Source organism: Variovorax sp. HJSM1_2, assembly GCF_049316285.1.
GTDB lineage: Bacteria > Pseudomonadota > Gammaproteobacteria > Burkholderiales > Burkholderiaceae_C > Rhodoferax_B.
The window spans coordinates 202,533-218,384 of sequence record NZ_JBMOXA010000001.1; the positions used below are offsets into that span (position 1 = coordinate 202,533).

Annotated in this window: 13 protein-coding genes; 6 read left to right on the forward strand and 7 right to left on the reverse strand. The window is 63.8% G+C overall.

From position 1 onward, the window contains the following. Nucleotide 1: 1 nt before the first annotated feature. Nucleotides 2-1,336 (reverse strand): PLP-dependent aminotransferase family protein, encoded by a 1,335-nt coding sequence (locus ACFQ95_RS00910; RefSeq protein ID WP_422828903.1) that lies wholly within the window; start codon nucleotides 1,334-1,336, stop codon nucleotides 2-4. 109 nt (nucleotides 1,337-1,445) lie between these two features. Here ACFQ95_RS00910 and ACFQ95_RS00915 point away from each other — a divergent pair, with 109 nt between their 5' ends. Next, nucleotides 1,446-2,063: a DJ-1/PfpI family protein gene (locus tag ACFQ95_RS00915; protein WP_422828904.1), complete on the forward strand. Its 618-nt coding sequence runs from the start codon at nucleotides 1,446-1,448 to the stop codon at nucleotides 2,061-2,063. Here ACFQ95_RS00915 and nth read toward each other — a convergent pair. Continuing rightward, nucleotides 2,060-2,695, reverse strand: a complete 636-nt coding sequence (gene nth / locus ACFQ95_RS00920) for an endonuclease III (protein WP_422828905.1) — start codon at nucleotides 2,693-2,695, stop codon at nucleotides 2,060-2,062. The two genes, ACFQ95_RS00915 and nth, sit on opposite strands and share 4 nt — an antisense overlap. Continuing rightward, on the reverse strand, nucleotides 2,692-3,699 hold the full coding sequence (locus ACFQ95_RS00925; protein WP_422828906.1) for a LysR family transcriptional regulator: 1,008 nt from the start codon (nucleotides 3,697-3,699) through the stop codon (nucleotides 2,692-2,694). Before ACFQ95_RS00925 ends, nth begins: the two co-directional genes overlap by 4 nt. A 272-nt stretch (nucleotides 3,700-3,971) precedes the next feature. Here ACFQ95_RS00925 and ACFQ95_RS00930 point away from each other — a divergent pair, with 272 nt between their 5' ends. Both ACFQ95_RS00930 and ACFQ95_RS00935 read left to right on the forward strand, forming a co-directional pair. After that, nucleotides 3,972-5,375 (forward strand): M20 family metallopeptidase, encoded by a 1,404-nt coding sequence (locus tag ACFQ95_RS00930; RefSeq protein ID WP_422828907.1) that lies wholly within the window; start codon nucleotides 3,972-3,974, stop codon nucleotides 5,373-5,375. Between the two features lie 58 nt (nucleotides 5,376-5,433). Beyond that, nucleotides 5,434-6,414 carry a Bug family tripartite tricarboxylate transporter substrate binding protein gene (locus tag ACFQ95_RS00935; RefSeq protein WP_422828908.1) on the forward strand — a complete coding sequence of 327 codons (981 nt, stop codon included), beginning with the start codon at nucleotides 5,434-5,436 and terminating at the stop codon, nucleotides 6,412-6,414. 11 nt (nucleotides 6,415-6,425) lie between these two features. Here ACFQ95_RS00935 and ACFQ95_RS00940 read toward each other — a convergent pair whose 3' ends face one another. After that, nucleotides 6,426-7,307 carry a LysR substrate-binding domain-containing protein gene (locus ACFQ95_RS00940; protein WP_422828909.1) on the reverse strand — a complete coding sequence of 294 codons (882 nt, stop codon included), beginning with the start codon at nucleotides 7,305-7,307 and terminating at the stop codon, nucleotides 6,426-6,428. A 233-nt stretch (nucleotides 7,308-7,540) separates the two neighbouring features. Here ACFQ95_RS00940 and ACFQ95_RS00945 point away from each other — a divergent pair, with 233 nt between their 5' ends. Both ACFQ95_RS00945 and ACFQ95_RS00950 read left to right on the forward strand, forming a co-directional pair. Continuing rightward, nucleotides 7,541-8,518, forward strand: a complete 978-nt coding sequence (locus ACFQ95_RS00945) for a Bug family tripartite tricarboxylate transporter substrate binding protein (RefSeq protein ID WP_422828910.1) — start codon at nucleotides 7,541-7,543, stop codon at nucleotides 8,516-8,518. A gap of 33 nt (nucleotides 8,519-8,551) precedes the next feature. Next, entirely contained in the window at nucleotides 8,552-10,171 is a 1,620-nt protein-coding gene (locus ACFQ95_RS00950; RefSeq protein ID WP_422828911.1) for a gamma-glutamyltransferase family protein, read from the forward strand. A gap of 6 nt (nucleotides 10,172-10,177) precedes the next feature. Here ACFQ95_RS00950 and ACFQ95_RS00955 read toward each other — a convergent pair whose 3' ends face one another. The 3 genes from ACFQ95_RS00955 to ACFQ95_RS00965 form a co-directional block, all read right to left on the reverse strand. Continuing rightward, nucleotides 10,178-10,657 (reverse strand): AraC family transcriptional regulator, encoded by a 480-nt coding sequence (locus ACFQ95_RS00955; protein ID WP_422828912.1) that lies wholly within the window; start codon nucleotides 10,655-10,657, stop codon nucleotides 10,178-10,180. Nucleotides 10,658-10,735: 78 nt separating this feature from the next. Continuing rightward, nucleotides 10,736-12,295 carry a phospholipase D family protein gene (locus ACFQ95_RS00960; protein ID WP_422828913.1) on the reverse strand — a complete coding sequence of 520 codons (1,560 nt, stop codon included), beginning with the start codon at nucleotides 12,293-12,295 and terminating at the stop codon, nucleotides 10,736-10,738. A 78-nt stretch (nucleotides 12,296-12,373) separates the two neighbouring features. Continuing rightward, complete coding sequence (locus ACFQ95_RS00965) at nucleotides 12,374-13,723, reverse strand: PQQ-dependent sugar dehydrogenase (protein WP_422828914.1); 1,350 nt, start codon at nucleotides 13,721-13,723, stop codon at nucleotides 12,374-12,376. Nucleotides 13,724-14,089: 366 nt separating this feature from the next. Here ACFQ95_RS00965 and ACFQ95_RS00970 point away from each other — a divergent pair, with 366 nt between their 5' ends. Further along, nucleotides 14,090-15,748 (forward strand): methyl-accepting chemotaxis protein, encoded by a 1,659-nt coding sequence (locus ACFQ95_RS00970; RefSeq protein ID WP_422828915.1) that lies wholly within the window; start codon nucleotides 14,090-14,092, stop codon nucleotides 15,746-15,748. Nucleotides 15,749-15,852 lie beyond the last annotated feature (104 nt).

Below are 15,852 nucleotides of genomic sequence, written 5' to 3' on the forward strand. Positions count from 1 at the left end.
TTCAGCAAGCCTGGGCTTGGATGGTCGTTTTGACTTTTTGCAGGGCCTCGCGCAGCGCATCCGGCGCCACCGAACCCAAGGCCAGTCGGATGGCATGTGGCACTTGTGCTGAGGTGGCGAAAGGTTCAGCCGTGGACACGGCAATGCGCTCATGCATCAGCGCCTGGGCCAGTTGGTCGGCGCGTACCTCTTCGGGCAAGGGCAGCCAGACGAAATAAGAGGCCGGGTGGCGCTGCAAGGGCATGCCTCTAAGGACTTCGCTGGCGATGGCTTGCCGCTGCGTGGCGTCCTGGCGCTTGTGTTGTTCCAGGCGTTCCACCGTGCCGTCTTCCAGCCAGGTGCTGGCCAGTGCGGTCATCACGCCTGGTGTGTTCCAGGTGGTGGCGCGGATGGCGCGCTCCAGCGGTGCCACCCATGCCAAAGGCGCAGCCACAAATCCCACACGCAAGCCGGTGGCGACACTTTTAGAAAGGCCCGACACGTAGACCGTGGCCTCAGGCGCCAGGGCCGCCAACGGGGCGGGCGCATCTTCGGCCAGAAAAGCGTAGGCGGCGTCTTCGATGATGAGCTGCCCGTGTTGCCGCGCAATGGCCACCAGACGGCGCCGCTGGCCCAGGCGCATCACCCAGCCCAGCGGGTTGTGCAGCGTGGGCATGCTGTAGATGGCGCGCACGCGGCGGGTCTTGCACAGGCGCTCCAAGGCGTCCAGGTCGGGGCCCTGCGGCGTGGCGGGGATAGGCGCCAACTCCAGGCGATGGGCTTGTGCCAATACCTTGAAGCCGGGGTAGGTGAGTGCATCCACGGCCACCACATCACCGGGCTGGAGGTGCGCCATCACAGCGGCCGCCAGCCCATGTTGTGCGCCGCTGACGATCAACACCTGCTCGGCCGTGACCTGCAAGCCACGCAGGGCGAGATGGCGGGCCACAGTGGCCCGTTCGTGCATGCGCCCGCCGTGTGGCTGGTAGCGCAACAGTGCTTCGAGATCACCCGAGGCCGCCAACTGGCGCAGGCCGTCGCGCAGCAACTCGGCTTGGCCGGGCAGCGACGGGTAGTTGAAGTTCAAGTCGACCATGCCCGCGGCTGCAGCCTGCTGGTCTATGCCCATGCCAGGTGGCAAAGCGGTCTCGCGCACAAAGGTGCCGCGACCGGCTTCGCCACTCACCAGGCCCATGGCCGCTAACTCGGTGTAGACCCGCGTGGCCGTGACCAATGCCAAGCCTTCCCGGGTGGCGAGTTGCCGGTGGGTCGGCAGGCGCGTGCCGGGCGCCAGCTGCCCGGCGCGGATATTGGCGGCCAAGCTGTCAACCAGTTGTTTGTAGCGGGGCGAGGGCATGAGCTGAGGTGATGGTGAATGTATCCATGACAATTATTTGATTGTATTGATCGGTGCGCCTACGATGGCATTCCCCCCAGATTGATTCCTTGAACACAAGCCACGCACCATGCACATCGCCATCCTCACCTTTGAAGGCTTTAACGAACTCGACTCGCTGATCGCACTAGGCCTGCTCAACCGCATCAAAACGCCGGGCTGGCGGGTATCCATCGCCAGCCCCAGCGCGCGCGTGTGTTCCATGAACGGCGTGGTGCTGGAAGCGCAGGTGTCTTTGCGCGAGGCCCGCGATGCGGATGCCGTGATCATCGGCAGTGGCATGCAAACCCGCGCGGTGGTGGCCGATTCGGCTCTGATGGCGCAATTGCAGTTGGACCCCGCACGGCAGTTGCTTGGCGCGCAGTGTTCGGGCGCCCTGGTGCTGGCCAAGCTTGGTTTGTTGAACGGTGTGCCGGCTTGCACCGACCTGACCACCAAGCCCTGGGTGGAAGAGGCCGGTGTGGCGGTGCTCAACCAACCGTTCACGGCCAATGGCAATGTGGCCACGGCCGGTGGTTGCCTGGCGTCGCAGTATCTGGCGGCCTGGGTGATTGCGCGTTTGGCGGGGGAAGACGCGGCGCGCAGCGCCATGCACTACGTGGCGCCGGTGGGCGAGAAAGAGGTTTACGTTGAACGGGCAATGGCCAACATTGCGCCGTATCTTGTGGCTTCTGCCGTTGCGGACTAGGCCGTGGTTTTTGGCGTGAAGTCGCAGTAGCGGCTCACCGCACATTCCCAGCAACGTGGTTTGCGCGCCTGACAGATGTAGCGGCCGTGCAGGATCAGCCAGTGGTGCGCGTCCACCAGATAGGCCGGTGGAATGCGCTTCATCAATTGCAGCTCCACCGCCAAGGGTGTTTTGCCGGGTGCCAGACCGGTGCGGTTGCCGACGCGGAAGATGTGGGTGTCCACCGCCATGGTGGGCTCGCCAAAGGCCACGTTCAACACCACGTTGGCGGTCTTGCGGCCCACGCCGGGCAGGGCCTCCAGCGCCTCACGCGTGCGCGGCACCTGACCGCCGTGTTGCTCCACCAGCATCTGGCAGGTTTGCAGCAGGTGCTTGGCTTTGCTGTGGTACAGGCCAATGGTTTTGATGTAGGACTCCAGCCCTTCCAGGCCCAGTGCCAGTATGGCCTGTGGCGTGTTGGCCACCGGGTAGAGGCGGCGTGTGGCCTTGTTTACACCCACGTCGGTGGCCTGGGCCGAGAGCAACACGGCGGTCAGCAGCTCGAACACGCTGGTGTATTCCAACTCGGTGTTGGGCTGCGGGTTGGCGGCTTTCAGCGTGGCGAAGAAGGGCTCGATGTTTTCTTTTTTCATGGGGCGCGTTTTTTGGATTTCCTGGCCGCCGCATTGTCGCGCTGAACCGCGGGCGTGCTGAAAGACCGGGCGGTGCGGCGTCGCGCGGGCGCCATGCCATTGCCGCTGGCGCGTATGCTGGCCACCAAATGCTGCAAAAACTTCTCGGCGGTGTCGCTCAGGGTATGGCCCTGCAGCGACAACACCTGCAGCACGCGTTGCTGCAGATTCAGCTCGGTAAACGGCACGGCCACCAGGCGGCCCTCGCGCATCAGGTGGGCCGCTGTCAGGTAACCCGACAGCACGATGTCCAGCGTGCCCACGCCGGGCAGCAGCGCCGAGGAAAAATTGCTGACCACCGCCGCGCGGTATTGGCGCCCCTGCTGGCTGCAGACCAGGTCGAACAGTTGGCGCCCGGTCATGCCGCGTTGGCTTAAACACAGCGGGTAGGCCACCACATCGGCCACACTCACCACACGCTGCCGCGCCAACGGGTGGGATGGGCGCATCAAGGCGTACACCGGCGCCGGGGCGGCGTGTTGCACCAGTGTGCCGGGTTCGGGGGCCACAGAGTATTTCAGCGCCAACTCCACCTCGCCCTGCATCAGGCGGCGGCTCACGTCGTCGGGTGAGTCCACACTCAGCTCTATGCGTGCCAGGGGCCATTGTTCGCGAAAGGCTTCTATCACCTGCGGAATAAAACCGGTGGCAAAACCCTCGGTGCAGGCCAGGCGCACGGACTGTGCCTTTTGCCCGGCCAGGCCGCGCACCTGCTCGACCACACGTTCCGCGTCTTCGCTGCCGGTGCGCACAAAGGCCATCAGGCGTTCGCCGGCTTCGGTCAGTGCCATGCCGCGCGCGCGGCGCTCGAACAGCGGGCAGGCAAAAGCCTCTTCCAGTTTGCTGATCTGCCGGCTCACAGCCGAGCCCGCCACGTGCAACTGCAGTGCGGCCTGGCTGACCGAGCCGGTTTGTGCCACTTCCAGAAAGTAGCGCACGGCGGTGCTGAACAACGAGAGTTTCATGGGGTTAGGGCTCCTCTGCATAAATCAACACGGTGCATGGCAGCACGGACTCGGGCGGTCTGCGGCGTTGCGCTTTTTGCCAATAGCTACGGCTATTGGCTGCAAACAGCGTCTAGCAGCCCATCCCGATCCGCACTACCAGCCCTCGCGCTAATTTATGCAGAGGAGCCCTATATTTGCCATAATGGCAATGGTGGCTTGCAATATCTCTGATTGTAGTAAGGCTCTGCGACAAATACAGTCCGTGCATTACCCCTTGATGACACTCCCAAATGCAACGTTCCGATTGCCTGGAGGCGACCCAAACCTGGTTTGAGGCCGGCCACTATTTCAAAACCCTGCAGCGCCGCGTGGCCCTGCGCACCGAGAGTGATGGCGGCGCCACGGCGGATGAACTGGCGGTCTACCTGATGGAAGAAATGCAACCCGCGCTCGAGCCGCTGGGCTTTGTGTGCCAGGTCTTGCCCAACCCCGTGGCCGGTGCCGGCCCGTTCTTGGTGGCGCGCCGTATTGAAGACCCCGCGCTGCCCACGCTGTTGAGCTACGGCCATGGCGACGTGGTCAGCGGCCAGGAAGGGCGCTGGCGCGAAGGTTTGGCGCCTTGGGATTTGACGGTGGAAGGCGAGCGCTGGTATGGCCGCGGCACGGCCGACAACAAGGGCCAACACACCATCAGCCTGGGCGCACTGGAGCAGGTGATTGCCGCGCGTGGCGGCCGTCTGGGTTACAACTTCACGCTGCTGCTGGAGATGGGCGAAGAAGCGGCATCGCCGGGGCTGCACGCGGTGTGTGAACAGTACCGCGAGCTGCTGCGCGCCGACCTGATGATCGCCTGCGATGGCCCGCGTGTACACGCCGAGCGGCCCACGCTGTTTCTCGGCTCGCGCGGCGCGGTCAACTTTTCGCTGCGCCTGCGCGCCCGCGACAAGGCCTACCACTCGGGCAACTGGGGCGGCGTGTTGCGCAACCCGGCCACGGTGCTGGCGCATGCATTGACCAGCTTGGTCGATGCGCGCGGCCGCATTCTGGTCGACGCCTTGCGCCCGGCCGAATTGCCCGCTGCGGTGCGCCAGGCCTTGGCCCATGTGCAGATTGGTGGCGATACCGACGACCCGGCCATAGACGCTGGCTGGGGCGAACCCGGCCTTACGCCGGCCGAGCAGTTGATGGGCTGGAACACCATTGAAATTCTGGCCATGGAGTCGGGCACGCCCAAGCGGCCCATCAATGCGGTGCCGCCCGACGCGGTGGCGTTTTGCCAACTGCGTTTTGTGGTGGGCACGCCGTGGCAAAAGTTGATCGAGATTGTGCGCGCACACCTGGATACGCATGGCTTCAACGACATTGAGCTGGAAACCACGTTGGCTGGCGCCGCCACGCGTCTCGACCTGGGCAACCCCTGGGTGGGCTGGGCGCAGGCGTCCATCTTGCGCAGCAGTGGCAAGGTGCCGGTCACGCTGCCCAACCTGGCGGGCTCCTTGCCGAACGACGTGTTTGCCGACCTGCTGGGTCTGCCCACCTTGTGGGTGCCGCATTCCTACCCGGCCTGCGCGCAACACGCGCCCAATGAACATCTGCTGGCACCCATTGCACGCGAAGGCCTGGCCATCATGGCGGGCCTGTTCTGGGACTTGGGCGAGCCCGGCGCACCTTGGGCCAAGACTGCTGCCGCTTGAAGCCAAACCTATTCCCCTCTCCCCATCCTCCCCTACGATCTCCTCTGAAAGTTCCCCGATGAAATTTGGAAAACTACTTTCTGCCGTTGCGCTCTCGGGCGTGGCTATGCTGGCGGCATGCCCGGCCGTGGCGGCTGACGTTTGGCCCTCCAAGCCGATCAAGCTGGTCGTGCCGTTCCCACCGGGCGGCGGCACCGACTTGGTGGCCCGCGCCATAGGCCAAAAGCTTGCGACGCGTTTGGGCCAGCCGGTGGTGATCGACAACAAACCCGGCGCCTCCACCATCATCGGCACCGACACCGTGGCCAAGGCTGATGCGGACGGCTACACGCTGTTGATCTCTGGCTCGACCAGTTATTCCGTCAACGCCGCCTTGCGCGCCAAGCTGCCGTACGACCCCATCAAAGACCTGGCCCCCGTGGCCATGGTGGCGCGTGCACCGCTGGTGCTGGTGGTGCCCGCCAACTCGCCGTTCCACAACTTGGCAGACCTGACTGCTGCGGCCCGAGCCAAGCCCGGCAGCCTGAACTATTCCACCTTCGGCTCGGGCTCGGCACCGCATTTGGCGGGTGCCTTGTTTGGCCTGGCCGCAGGCGTCAAGCTGCAAGACGTGCCCTACAAAGGCAGCAGCCAGGCGTTGACGGCGCTGATCAGCGGTGAAATCCAGTTCGGCATCGACACCGTGGCCACGGCCGCGCCGCAAATCCGCTCAGGCCGCCTGCGTGCCCTGGCGATTGTGGGCAGCGTACGCTCCAGCCTGCTGCCCGATGTGTCTACTGTCATCGAACAAAAGCTGCCCGAGGCCGTGTTCGACGCCTGGTACGCCGTGGCCGCACCCGCGCGCACACCGGCGCCCGTGCTGCAGCGTTTGACCAGGGAGATCGCCGCCGTGATGGCCGACCCCGAAATGCAAATCCAGTTGCGCACCCAGGCCATGGAGCCATTGACCGGCGGCCCGGACATGCTGCGGTCGCAAATGGAAACCGAGATTGCGCGTTACCGCGCGCTGGCCCACCGCGTAGGCATCGTCGCAGAGTAAACGGACGCTGCTTATTTGACGTGGCGGGCAAATGCCTCTGCCACGGCACCAATCAAACTCGCCTTGGCGCTGGTGCGCGGCTGCACCAGCATTACCTGCCGGGCCTCTTCGGCGGCGTCAATGGGTAACAGCCGCAGCTTGGGGTCCGAGCCCCAGCGACTGGCGCGCAACTGCGGCAGCAGGGCCACACCCAGACCGGCGCGTACCAGCTCCACCATGGTTTCAATGGCGTTCAGTTCCAGAAACTCCTGTGGTGTGGCGCGCAGGCGGCGCAGCGTGCGGTCCACCAGTTGGCCGGTGTGTTCGCTGCGGTCGAAGCGGATGAAGGGCTGGCTTTGCACCAGCGAGCGCACATCGTCTCCGGCCATTTTGCGGTGCGCCAGCAGCACCATGGGTTCGGTGTAGAGCAGCGTCCACACCAGGTCGCTGCGGGTGCGCTCCTCGCCGGGGTGGTGCACGGCGATGGCCGCATCCAACTCGCCCGCCGCCACACGCGCCACCAGGTCGCCCGACTTGGCGGCGCCCACATGCAGGTCCAGCGCCGGGTAGCGGCGTTTCAGCGCGAGTGTGGACAGCAGCAGGGGCCGCAGCGCCGACACCACCGCGCCCAGGTGCAAGGTGCCGGCCATGGCGCCGCCGGCCAGACCGCCGGTTTGCATCTGGCTGTAGAGCTCGACCATCTGCCGGGCCTGCGGCAGCAGCTCGCGGCCAGCCTGGTTGAGTTGCACGGTTTTGCCGTCGCGCTCGAACAGCGGGCGCTTGAGTTCACCCTCCAGGGCACGCATTTGCTGGCCGACCGCGGCCTGCGTCAGCGCCACCCGCTGGGCGGCGGCAGCAAACGAGCCCTCGCTGGCGACGGCAATAAAGGTGCGCAGCAGACGCACGCTACTCATGCCGGGCTTTCGAATATGCACCGAAGCGGGGCGGGTCGAGAAAGAAATTCATCTGTTTGGTGCTTGGCGACTAAAGATTTTCTTTAGGCATCGTAAAACATTTTTCGCTTTCCAGCAGCGGCGGCACTGCTGACAATCGGGTGTTCAAGGCTGCTGCCTGTCGCCGGGCTTTACGCTGGCGGTGGCGGCACCTTCAAAAGCTTTTGCCCTGGTTCGCACCGAAAGACCTGTTTATGAAACTCTCCCGCCGCTTTGTTCCCCAAGTTTTGTTTGCCGGCGTCTTGGCCTTGACCGGCACACTCGCCCTGGCCCAGAACTACCCCAGCAAGCCCGTGCGCCTGGTGGTACCGTTTCCAGCCGGCGGCGCCACCGACATCTTTGCGCGTGTGTTGTCGCAAAAAATGGGCGAAAAACTGGGCACCACGCTGGTGGTGGAAAACCGCCCCGGCGCGGGCGGCGCCATTGGTTCTGACGTAGCGGCCAAAGCTCCGGCTGACGGCTACACGCTGTTGCTGGCCACGTCCAGCACTCACTCCATAGGCCCGAATCTCAGCGCCAAGCTGCCTTATGACGCAGTCAACGACTTCGCGCCGATCTCGCACGTGGGCAACGCCCCGAGCATCATGCTGGTGCCCAACAGCAGCCCGGCGAAAACGCTGAAAGAGTTCATCGCCTACGCCAAGGCCAATCCCGGCAAGCTCAACTACGCCTCCAGCGGCAACGGCACCATCGTGCAGCTGACGGCCGAGCTTTTCAAGTCGCAGGCGAACGTGTTCATGGTGCACATCCCGTACAAGGGCACGGCGCTGGCGATTCCCGATCTGGTCAGCGGCAAGGTCGACGTGTTGTTCGACGCGCTGCCCACCGGCCTGCCGCATGTGCGCGATGGCCGCCTGCGTGCACTGGCCGTCACCTCGGCCAAACGCACGTCCATGGCACCAGAGTTACCAGCCATTGCCGAAGTGTTGCCGGGCTACGAGTCGAACACCTGGTTCGGCCTGTACGGCCCCAAGGGTTTGCCGCCTGCGATCGTCACGCGTGTGAACACCGCAGTCAACGAAGCCTTGGCCGACCCCGAAGTCAAAACCAAGCTGACGCAACTGGGCATTGAACCCGTGGGCAGCACGCCGGCGCAGCTGGCCCAGATGGTGGCGCGCGACAGCAGCAAGTGGCGCGACATCATCGTCTCGCGCAAGATCACTTCCGAATAACACGAACAAATACTTTCACGGAATTCTGCCCATATGAAATTTAATCCCGCCACTCCCTACACCTCGGTGCGCCTGCCGGTGTTTGCGCGCAACGTCGTTTCCACCTCGCATCCCTTGGCCGCACAAGCCGGGCTGCGCATATTGCAGCAAGGTGGCAACGCCGTCGACGCTGCTGTGGCGACCGCTGCCGTCATGACCATTGTTGAGCCCGTGAGCAACGGCCTGGGCAGCGATGCGTTTTGCATCTTGTGGGACGGCAAGGAGATGCACGGCCTGAACGCCAGCGGCACCGCGCCGCAAGCCTGGACGCCCGAATACTTCAAGAAGAAATACGGCGCGGCCGACACCCCGCCCAAGCGTGGCATCGACAGCGTGACCGTGCCCGGTGCCGTGGCCAGCTGGCAGGCGCTGAGCAAGCGCTTCGGCAAGCTGCCGTTTGCCGACCTGATGGCGCCCGCCATCGACATCGCCGAGCGTGGCTATTTGATGCCGGTGGTGGTGCAGCAGAAGTGGGCGGCAGCCACGCCGGAACTGGGGTCGCTGCCTGGTTTTGCCCAGGCCTTTCTGCCCTGGGGCCGTGCGCCCCAAGTGGGTGAGTTGTTTCGTTTTCCGGCGGCTGCGCGCGCGCTGCGCTCGATTGCGCAAAGTGGTGGCGAGTCGTTCTACCGCGGCGAAATTGCCGAGGCGATTGTGCGTTTCTCCAATGAGCAGGGCGGCAGCATGACGCTGCAAGACCTGGCCAGCTACCAGCCTGAATGGGTCAAGACACTGACGCAAGACTACCGCTCGCACACGCTGCACGAAATCCCGCCCAACGGCCAAGGCATTGCGGCGCTGATCGCGCTGGGCATCCTGCAAAACTTCGACATGCCAAGCCACGCGGTCGATGGTGTGGATTCACAGCATTTGCAGATCGAAGCCATGAAGCTGGCGTTTGCCGACGTGTACCGTTATGTGGCCGAAAGCAAGGCCATGGCGTTTCCGCCCGAAGCGCTGCTCGACCCGGCCTACCTGGCCAGCCGTGCCAAGCTCATCGACATGCGCCGCGCACAGGACTTTGGCGCCGGCAACCCGGTCAAGGGTGGCACCATCTACCTGACCGCTGCCGATGAAAACGGCATGATGGTCAGCTTCATCCAGAGCAACTTCATGGGCTTTGGCTCGGGTTGTGTGGAGCCCGAGTTCGGCATCAGCCTGCAAAACCGTGGCGCGGGTTTCAACGTCAACCCCGAGGGTGCGAACACTGCCAACCTGGTGGCACCGGGCAAGCGGCCGTTCCACACCATCATTCCGGCGTTCCTGACCAAGGACGGCCAGCCGGTGATGAGTTTTGGCGTGATGGGCGGCAACATGCAGCCACAAGGCCATATGCAAACCCTGGTGCGTATGCTCGATTACCAACAAAACCCACAAGCCGCGTGTGACGCACCGCGCTGGCGCTTCAACGCCGGGCTGGAGATCAATGTCGAAGCCGGCATGGACAAGGCTACCGTGCAAGGCCTGGCCGAGCGTGGCCACCGCATGGAAGTCATCAACGACTCGTACCAGGACTTCGGCGCTGGCCAGTTCATCTGGCGCATGGGTGACCCCAAGGTCGAGGGTTACCAGGCCGCCAGCGACCCACGGCGTGATGGCTTGGCTGCGGGCTATTGAGCGTGCCTACTTCGGCGCAACACCTGCACACAACAGGCAGGTGATGCGCCCGGTGGCCGGGTCCACCGTGTGCAGTCCGGTGTAAAGCTCAAATGGCAGCGCCGCCACGGCGCTTAAGCCGGCCTGGGGCAAATCCTGGCTGAACAGTTTCATCCACGCTGCGCCCATTTCCATGGCCGTGCCCTTGAACGGCACACAGGCGTAGCGCCCACCAGGGAAGGTTTGGATCTCGACTTCGGCGTCGGGCTGGAAGCTTTCATCGACCACGATGGCGCAGTCATAGCGGCATAAGGCGGCTGGGGTGAGCTGTGGGTTGTCCAGGCTGATGCCCAGCATTCGCACCTCGGGCAGCATCAGCCCGCGTGCACCGGCCCAACTGCCAAAACGCGCCCAGGTCATGGCAATGCCGGGACCAAAAAACGTGCCGGTGTAGCGCATGCTGGCCAGGCGCAGGGCGGGGAACTCTCTGACTTCTAGGGACGACATGGCGGCTCCTGTTCGTGATAACGGGGCGGACGTGATGGTTGGATTGTGCTGCCGGCGAGCACCCGCATCAACACGGCTTCAGAGCAGGGAGTCGATCGGCAGCAGTTGCAGAAAACGCACGTAGAGGCTGCGCCAGAAACCCACGTTGGGCTCGTGTTCAAACACCACGGGCTGCCCCGGTGGGCCGCTGCCTTCGTCAAACCACTCGATGTGCCCGTCGGGCGCCACGCGCGGCGCGTAGGACTGCTGGGCGACCTGTTCGTCAAAGGTTTTGGCTAGCATGCCGGCCAGGTGCGGACTTTGGATCAGCAGGCCGATTTCGGTGTTGAGCCGCACCGAGCGTGGATCAAAGTTGAACGAGCCGACGAACAAGGTCTGGCGGTCTACCGCAAAGGTCTTGGCGTGCAGGCTTTCACCCGAACTCAGGCCTATGCCCGAACCCTGGGAACGTTGCGAACGCTGTGGCTTCTTGTCTTTTTCCAGATCGGTGTCGATTTGCGCGCGGCGGGTTTCATACAGTTCTACACCCGCTTCGAGCAGGGGACGCCGCCAGCGCGCATACCCCGCATGCACGGCGGTGACATCGGTTGATTCGAGTGCATTGGTCAGCACCTTGACCTTGACGCCGCTCTTGCGAAGGCCGGCAAACCAGTCGTAACCACTCTGCGTGGGCACGAAGTACGGCGACACCAGATAAAACTCGCTCTTGGGTTTTCCAACGATGCGCGCCATGCGGTTGTGCAGCAGCGAAGCCTGGCTCTCCCCGCCCACCACCTTCTCAGGCTCGTCGCTGACCAACTGCACTGGCGCCCACTCCAGGTCTATCTTCTGCGCGAGCAGGGAGGCCACAAAAGTCGACTGTGTGACGGCTTGCAGATAGGCGCGCGCCTCGGCTGTGAGGTCGGGGTTTTGCATTTGCGTGACCAGTGGCGCCAGCGAAACTGCAGGCGCTGGCGGCGGCGTTGTCTGCGGGCGCAGCTGGGCAATGGGGTAGGCGGAGGCGCTATCCCAAAAACGCTCAAAAGCTTCATCCACTTTTTGTGCCACAGGGCCTATAGCGAGCACATCCAGATCAACAAACAGGGTCTCGGTGGTGGCGCCGAAATAAGCGTCGGCGACGTTGCGGCCGCCCACCACGGTGGCCTGGTGGTCAACCGTGAACGACTTGCTGTGCATGCGCCGGTTCAAACGGCTGAAGTCTGTCAAAAAGCCCAGGTACTTGGCGCCGCGTTGCGGGAACGGGTTGAACAAACGCACTTCGATCAGCGGGTGGGCGTCCAGGGCAGCGAGTTTTTCGTCCAGGCCGCTGGTCCCCAGGTCGTCCAACAGCAAACGCACCCGCACGCCGCGTTCTGCGGCGCGGCTCAGCGCGTCCAGCATCAAGCCGCCGGAAACATCATCGCGCCAGATGTAGTACTGCACATCGAGCGTGCGCTCGGCGGCTTCAGCCAGCAGCACCCGGATGGCAAAAGCGTCGCGGCCATTTTCTATCAGGTGCACACCGCTGCGTTGCGGGTGGGCCTGCACGGCGGGCGCAAACGTACGCGCCAGGCGGGTCTGCGAGGTGTCTATGGGCTGGGTTTTCAGCGCCTCGACTTCGCGCGGCGGCAACTGCGCGCAGCCCGAAAATATCAACACGCAACACAGAACGGCAAAGCTGCGGTGTATCGATAGGAGGTGCATCTTCTGGGGATTAAACCATGTCTGCCGCGTGGCTTAACGACCTGGGCTGACGCGCCAGATGACATTGCCCACGTCATCGGCCACCAGCAGTGCGCCACCTTTGTCGAGTGCCACACCCACGGGGCGGCCCATGGCCTGGTCTTTGTCGTTTAAAAAGCCCGTGAGCACATCGATGGGTTGAGCCTTGGGCTGGGCACCGTCAAACGGCACAAAGATCACCTTGTAGCCGCTGTGCTCCCTACGGTTCCACGAGCCATGTTGGCCCACAAACATGCCGTGTGCGAAGCTGGGGCCAAGCTTGTTGCCATCGGCCGAGGCCAGGCCCAGAGAGGCGGTGTGTGCGCCCAGCGCGTAGTCGGGCACCAGCGCCTTGGCGACGAGGTCGGGGCGGGGTGGTTCCACACGTGTATCAACGTGCTGGCCGTAGTAGCTGTAGGGCCAGCCGTAAAAGCCGCCGTCGCGCACCGAGGTCATGTAGTCGGGCACCAGGTCGTCGCCCAACTCGTCGCGTTCATTGACCGCGACCCACAACATCTGGCTGTTCGGCTCCCAGGCCATGCCCACAGGGTTGCGCAGGCCCGAGGCATAAACCCGCTTTTCGCCGCTTTGCACGTCGATCTCCAGAATGGCCGCGCGCTGTTCTTCGGCGGCAATGCCGTTTTCGGCCACGTTGCTGTTGGAGCCTATGCCGGCATAGAGCTTTTTGCCGTCTGCACTGGCGATCAGGCTCTTGGTCCAATGGTGGTTGATGGCGCCACCGGGCAGGTCGGTCAGGCGTGTGGCCGGGCCTTCCACCTGGGTCTGGCCGGGCTTGTAGTCATAACTCACCACCGCATCGGTGTTGGCGATGTACAACTTGTCGCCCACCAGCGCCATGCCAAATGGTGAATGCAGGCCGGACGCAAAAACGCTGCGTTGATCGGCCACACCGTCGCCATTGGTGTCGCGCAGCAGCGTGATGCGGTCGGGGCTGGGCACCTTGGCCCCGGCGCGCTTCATGAACAGGCCGGTGACCCAGGCCTTGAAGCCTTTGCCGTCTCTTGGGCGCTGCGGCGCATTGGTTTCTGCCACCAGGACATCGCCATTCGGCAGCACGTAGACCCAACGCGGATGGTCCAGCCCGCTGGCAAAGGCCTCCACATTCAAGCCTGCACTGGCGCTCGGTTTCCCGCCCTCGGGCCAGCCCACGGCCGTGGCCACATTGACCGTGGGAATCCATTGTTTCTGCGGTTCCGGCAGTTGCGGCGCGGGGCCTATGCCGGCTGCCGATTGGGCGGTCGCGGCGACGCAGGCCAGCGCCAGGCTGGTGGCGATCAGCGCGCGTGGCAGCAGCGTGTGCTGGCGTTGCGAATCCGTGACAGTGGCTGGGGTGAACGGGCTCATGGCGGTCTCCTGGCAGATTTTTCGGTGTGCCGAAAAAATGGCTGCCTGCAGTGGGTTGACGGACGGCACGGGTGATTTGGGCGTCAGGGTGGAGTGTTGTTTGTTTCGCGCAGTCAGCAGTTTGCTGCCGAGCATGGCGCGCCTGGGCGGGCGCGGTTGTCGGCGGCTTGGGGTATCGCCTGTCAGCCAACAAGCCGTTTGCTGAGCTGCCGATTTTGTCTGCCGGAGTAGCACTTGAAAAGCCCGCCAACTCCGGCCGTGGTTGTGCGACGGGACCGCTATATTGCGCGCAGAACAAGGGCCTGTTGCGGCCGTTCACGTATTTTTGTTGTCGTTATTTTGATTTGCAATACCTAAGGATCCTGGATGAAGCTCAACAATCTGCGTGTCGGCACTCGGCTTGGGGCCAGCTTTGCGGTGATCCTGGCGCTGTTGGCGCTAATGCTCCTGGTCAGCATCTGGCGGCTGGACAGCACCTCTGCCGCCGTGAAGGAAATGATGGACACGCCGCTGGCCAAGGAGCGGTTGTTGGACGAACAATTGCGCAACGTGGCCGTAGGGGTGACGCGTGGCAAAGCCATTGCCAAGAGCGCGGATCCGGCCTTGGAGGCCATCTTTACCGATGAGGTCAAGGCCAACACCACACGCGGCAACGAAATCGTCAAGGCGCTGGCGGCTTTCCCCAAAGACCCAGGCGAGGGGCCGTTGCTGGAGAAGTTCAACGCCGCACGTACGGCTTATCTGGGCGCGCGTGACCCTATGATGGCCGCCAAACGTGCCGGCAATGCCGAAGAGGCGAATCGCATACACGACACGCAGTTTGCCGTGGCCGGCCCCGCCTATATTGAAGCCTTGAAGGCTGTGCTGGATTACCAGCGTAAAACGATTGACGACATGAACACGGCCATTGCCGAGAATGCGGCGACGGGCAAAACCCGCTTGCTTGCGTTGGGTGTGGTGGCGATCCTGCTCGGTGCGGTATTGGCGCTGTTGCTCACACGCTCGATCACACGCCCACTGGCCGTTGCCGTGTCTGCTGCGAATGAATTTGCCGATGGCGATTTGACCGTTGCCATGCGGGTGGATGGAACCGACGAACCGGCGCAACTGCTGCATGCCATGGAACGTATGCGTGGCAACCTGGCGGGTGTGGTGGCCAATGTGCGCCATGGCTCCGAGGGGGTTGCTACGGCCAGCGCTGAAATCGCTCAAGGCAACAACGATTTGTCGGCGCGTACCGAACAGCAGGCCAGCGCGCTGGAACAAACCGCCGCCAGCATGGAACAACTGGGCTCCACCGTCAAACAGAACGCCAGCAGCGCGCGCCAGGCGAACCAGCTGGCGATGAATGCTTCCACGGTGGCGGTCAAGGGCGGCACGGTGGTGGGCGAAGTGGTGCAGACCATGAAGGGCATCAACGAGTCCAGCCGCAAGATCTCCGACATCATCAGTGTGATCGACGGTATTGCGTTCCAGACCAACATCCTGGCGCTGAACGCTGCCGTGGAAGCGGCGCGTGCGGGCGAGCAGGGGCGTGGTTTTGCGGTGGTGGCGTCGGAAGTGCGTTCGCTCGCCGGTCGCAGCGCCGAGGCCGCCAAAGAAATCAAGAGCCTGATCAGCGCCAGCGTGGAGCGGGTGGAACAGGGCACGGCCTTGGTCGACCAAGCCGGCACCACCATGACGGAAGTGGTGGAATCGATCAGCCGCGTGACCGAGATCATGGGCGAAATTTCGGTGGCGAGCGCCGAGCAGAGCGAGGGTGTTTCGCAAGTGGGTGAAGCGGTCACGCAGATGGACCAGGCCACCCAGCAAAATGCTGCGCTGGTGGAGCAAATGGCCGCCGCGGCGTCCAGCCTGCGCACCCAGGCACAGGAGCTGGTGCAGGTTGTGGCGGTGTTCAAACTGGCCGGTGGCGAGCCAGCTTTGCATGCCCCGGCACGATCACACGCGGCCGCAGTTGTTGTCCCTGTGCCAGCCGCCAAGGTATTGAGCAAACCCACGCAGCGCGCGCTCGGCGCTTCTTGATGACCCCGCGGGGCGGCGAGCGTCCGAGCATGTCAGCCCTGCCCTACACGCTGTGTGCGCCTTGTCTCGCGGCGGTTTTGTGCATGGCCGACGAATATTTCAAT

What these genes read in the sequence shown, in the direction of transcription:
- ACFQ95_RS00910 (WP_422828903.1), bottom strand. Translation starts at nt 1,336, where the DNA reads ATGCCCTCGCCCCGCTACAAACAACTGGTTGACAGCTTGGCCGCCAAT.
- ACFQ95_RS00930 (WP_422828907.1), top strand. Translation starts at nt 3,972, where the DNA reads ATGCAACGTTCCGATTGCCTGGAGGCGACCCAAACCTGGTTTGAGGCC.
- ACFQ95_RS00945 (WP_422828910.1), top strand. Translation starts at nt 7,541, where the DNA reads ATGAAACTCTCCCGCCGCTTTGTTCCCCAAGTTTTGTTTGCCGGCGTC.
- ACFQ95_RS00950 (WP_422828911.1), top strand. Translation starts at nt 8,552, where the DNA reads ATGAAATTTAATCCCGCCACTCCCTACACCTCGGTGCGCCTGCCGGTG.
- ACFQ95_RS00965 (WP_422828914.1), bottom strand. Translation starts at nt 13,723, where the DNA reads ATGAGCCCGTTCACCCCAGCCACTGTCACGGATTCGCAACGCCAGCAC.
- ACFQ95_RS00940 (WP_422828909.1), bottom strand. Translation starts at nt 7,307, where the DNA reads ATGAGTAGCGTGCGTCTGCTGCGCACCTTTATTGCCGTCGCCAGCGAG.
- ACFQ95_RS00970 (WP_422828915.1), top strand. Translation starts at nt 14,090, where the DNA reads ATGAAGCTCAACAATCTGCGTGTCGGCACTCGGCTTGGGGCCAGCTTT.
- ACFQ95_RS00925 (WP_422828906.1), bottom strand. Translation starts at nt 3,699, where the DNA reads ATGAAACTCTCGTTGTTCAGCACCGCCGTGCGCTACTTTCTGGAAGTG.
- nth (WP_422828905.1), bottom strand. Translation starts at nt 2,695, where the DNA reads ATGAAAAAAGAAAACATCGAGCCCTTCTTCGCCACGCTGAAAGCCGCC.
- ACFQ95_RS00955 (WP_422828912.1), bottom strand. Translation starts at nt 10,657, where the DNA reads ATGTCGTCCCTAGAAGTCAGAGAGTTCCCCGCCCTGCGCCTGGCCAGC.
- ACFQ95_RS00935 (WP_422828908.1), top strand. Translation starts at nt 5,434, where the DNA reads ATGAAATTTGGAAAACTACTTTCTGCCGTTGCGCTCTCGGGCGTGGCT.
- ACFQ95_RS00915 (WP_422828904.1), top strand. Translation starts at nt 1,446, where the DNA reads ATGCACATCGCCATCCTCACCTTTGAAGGCTTTAACGAACTCGACTCG.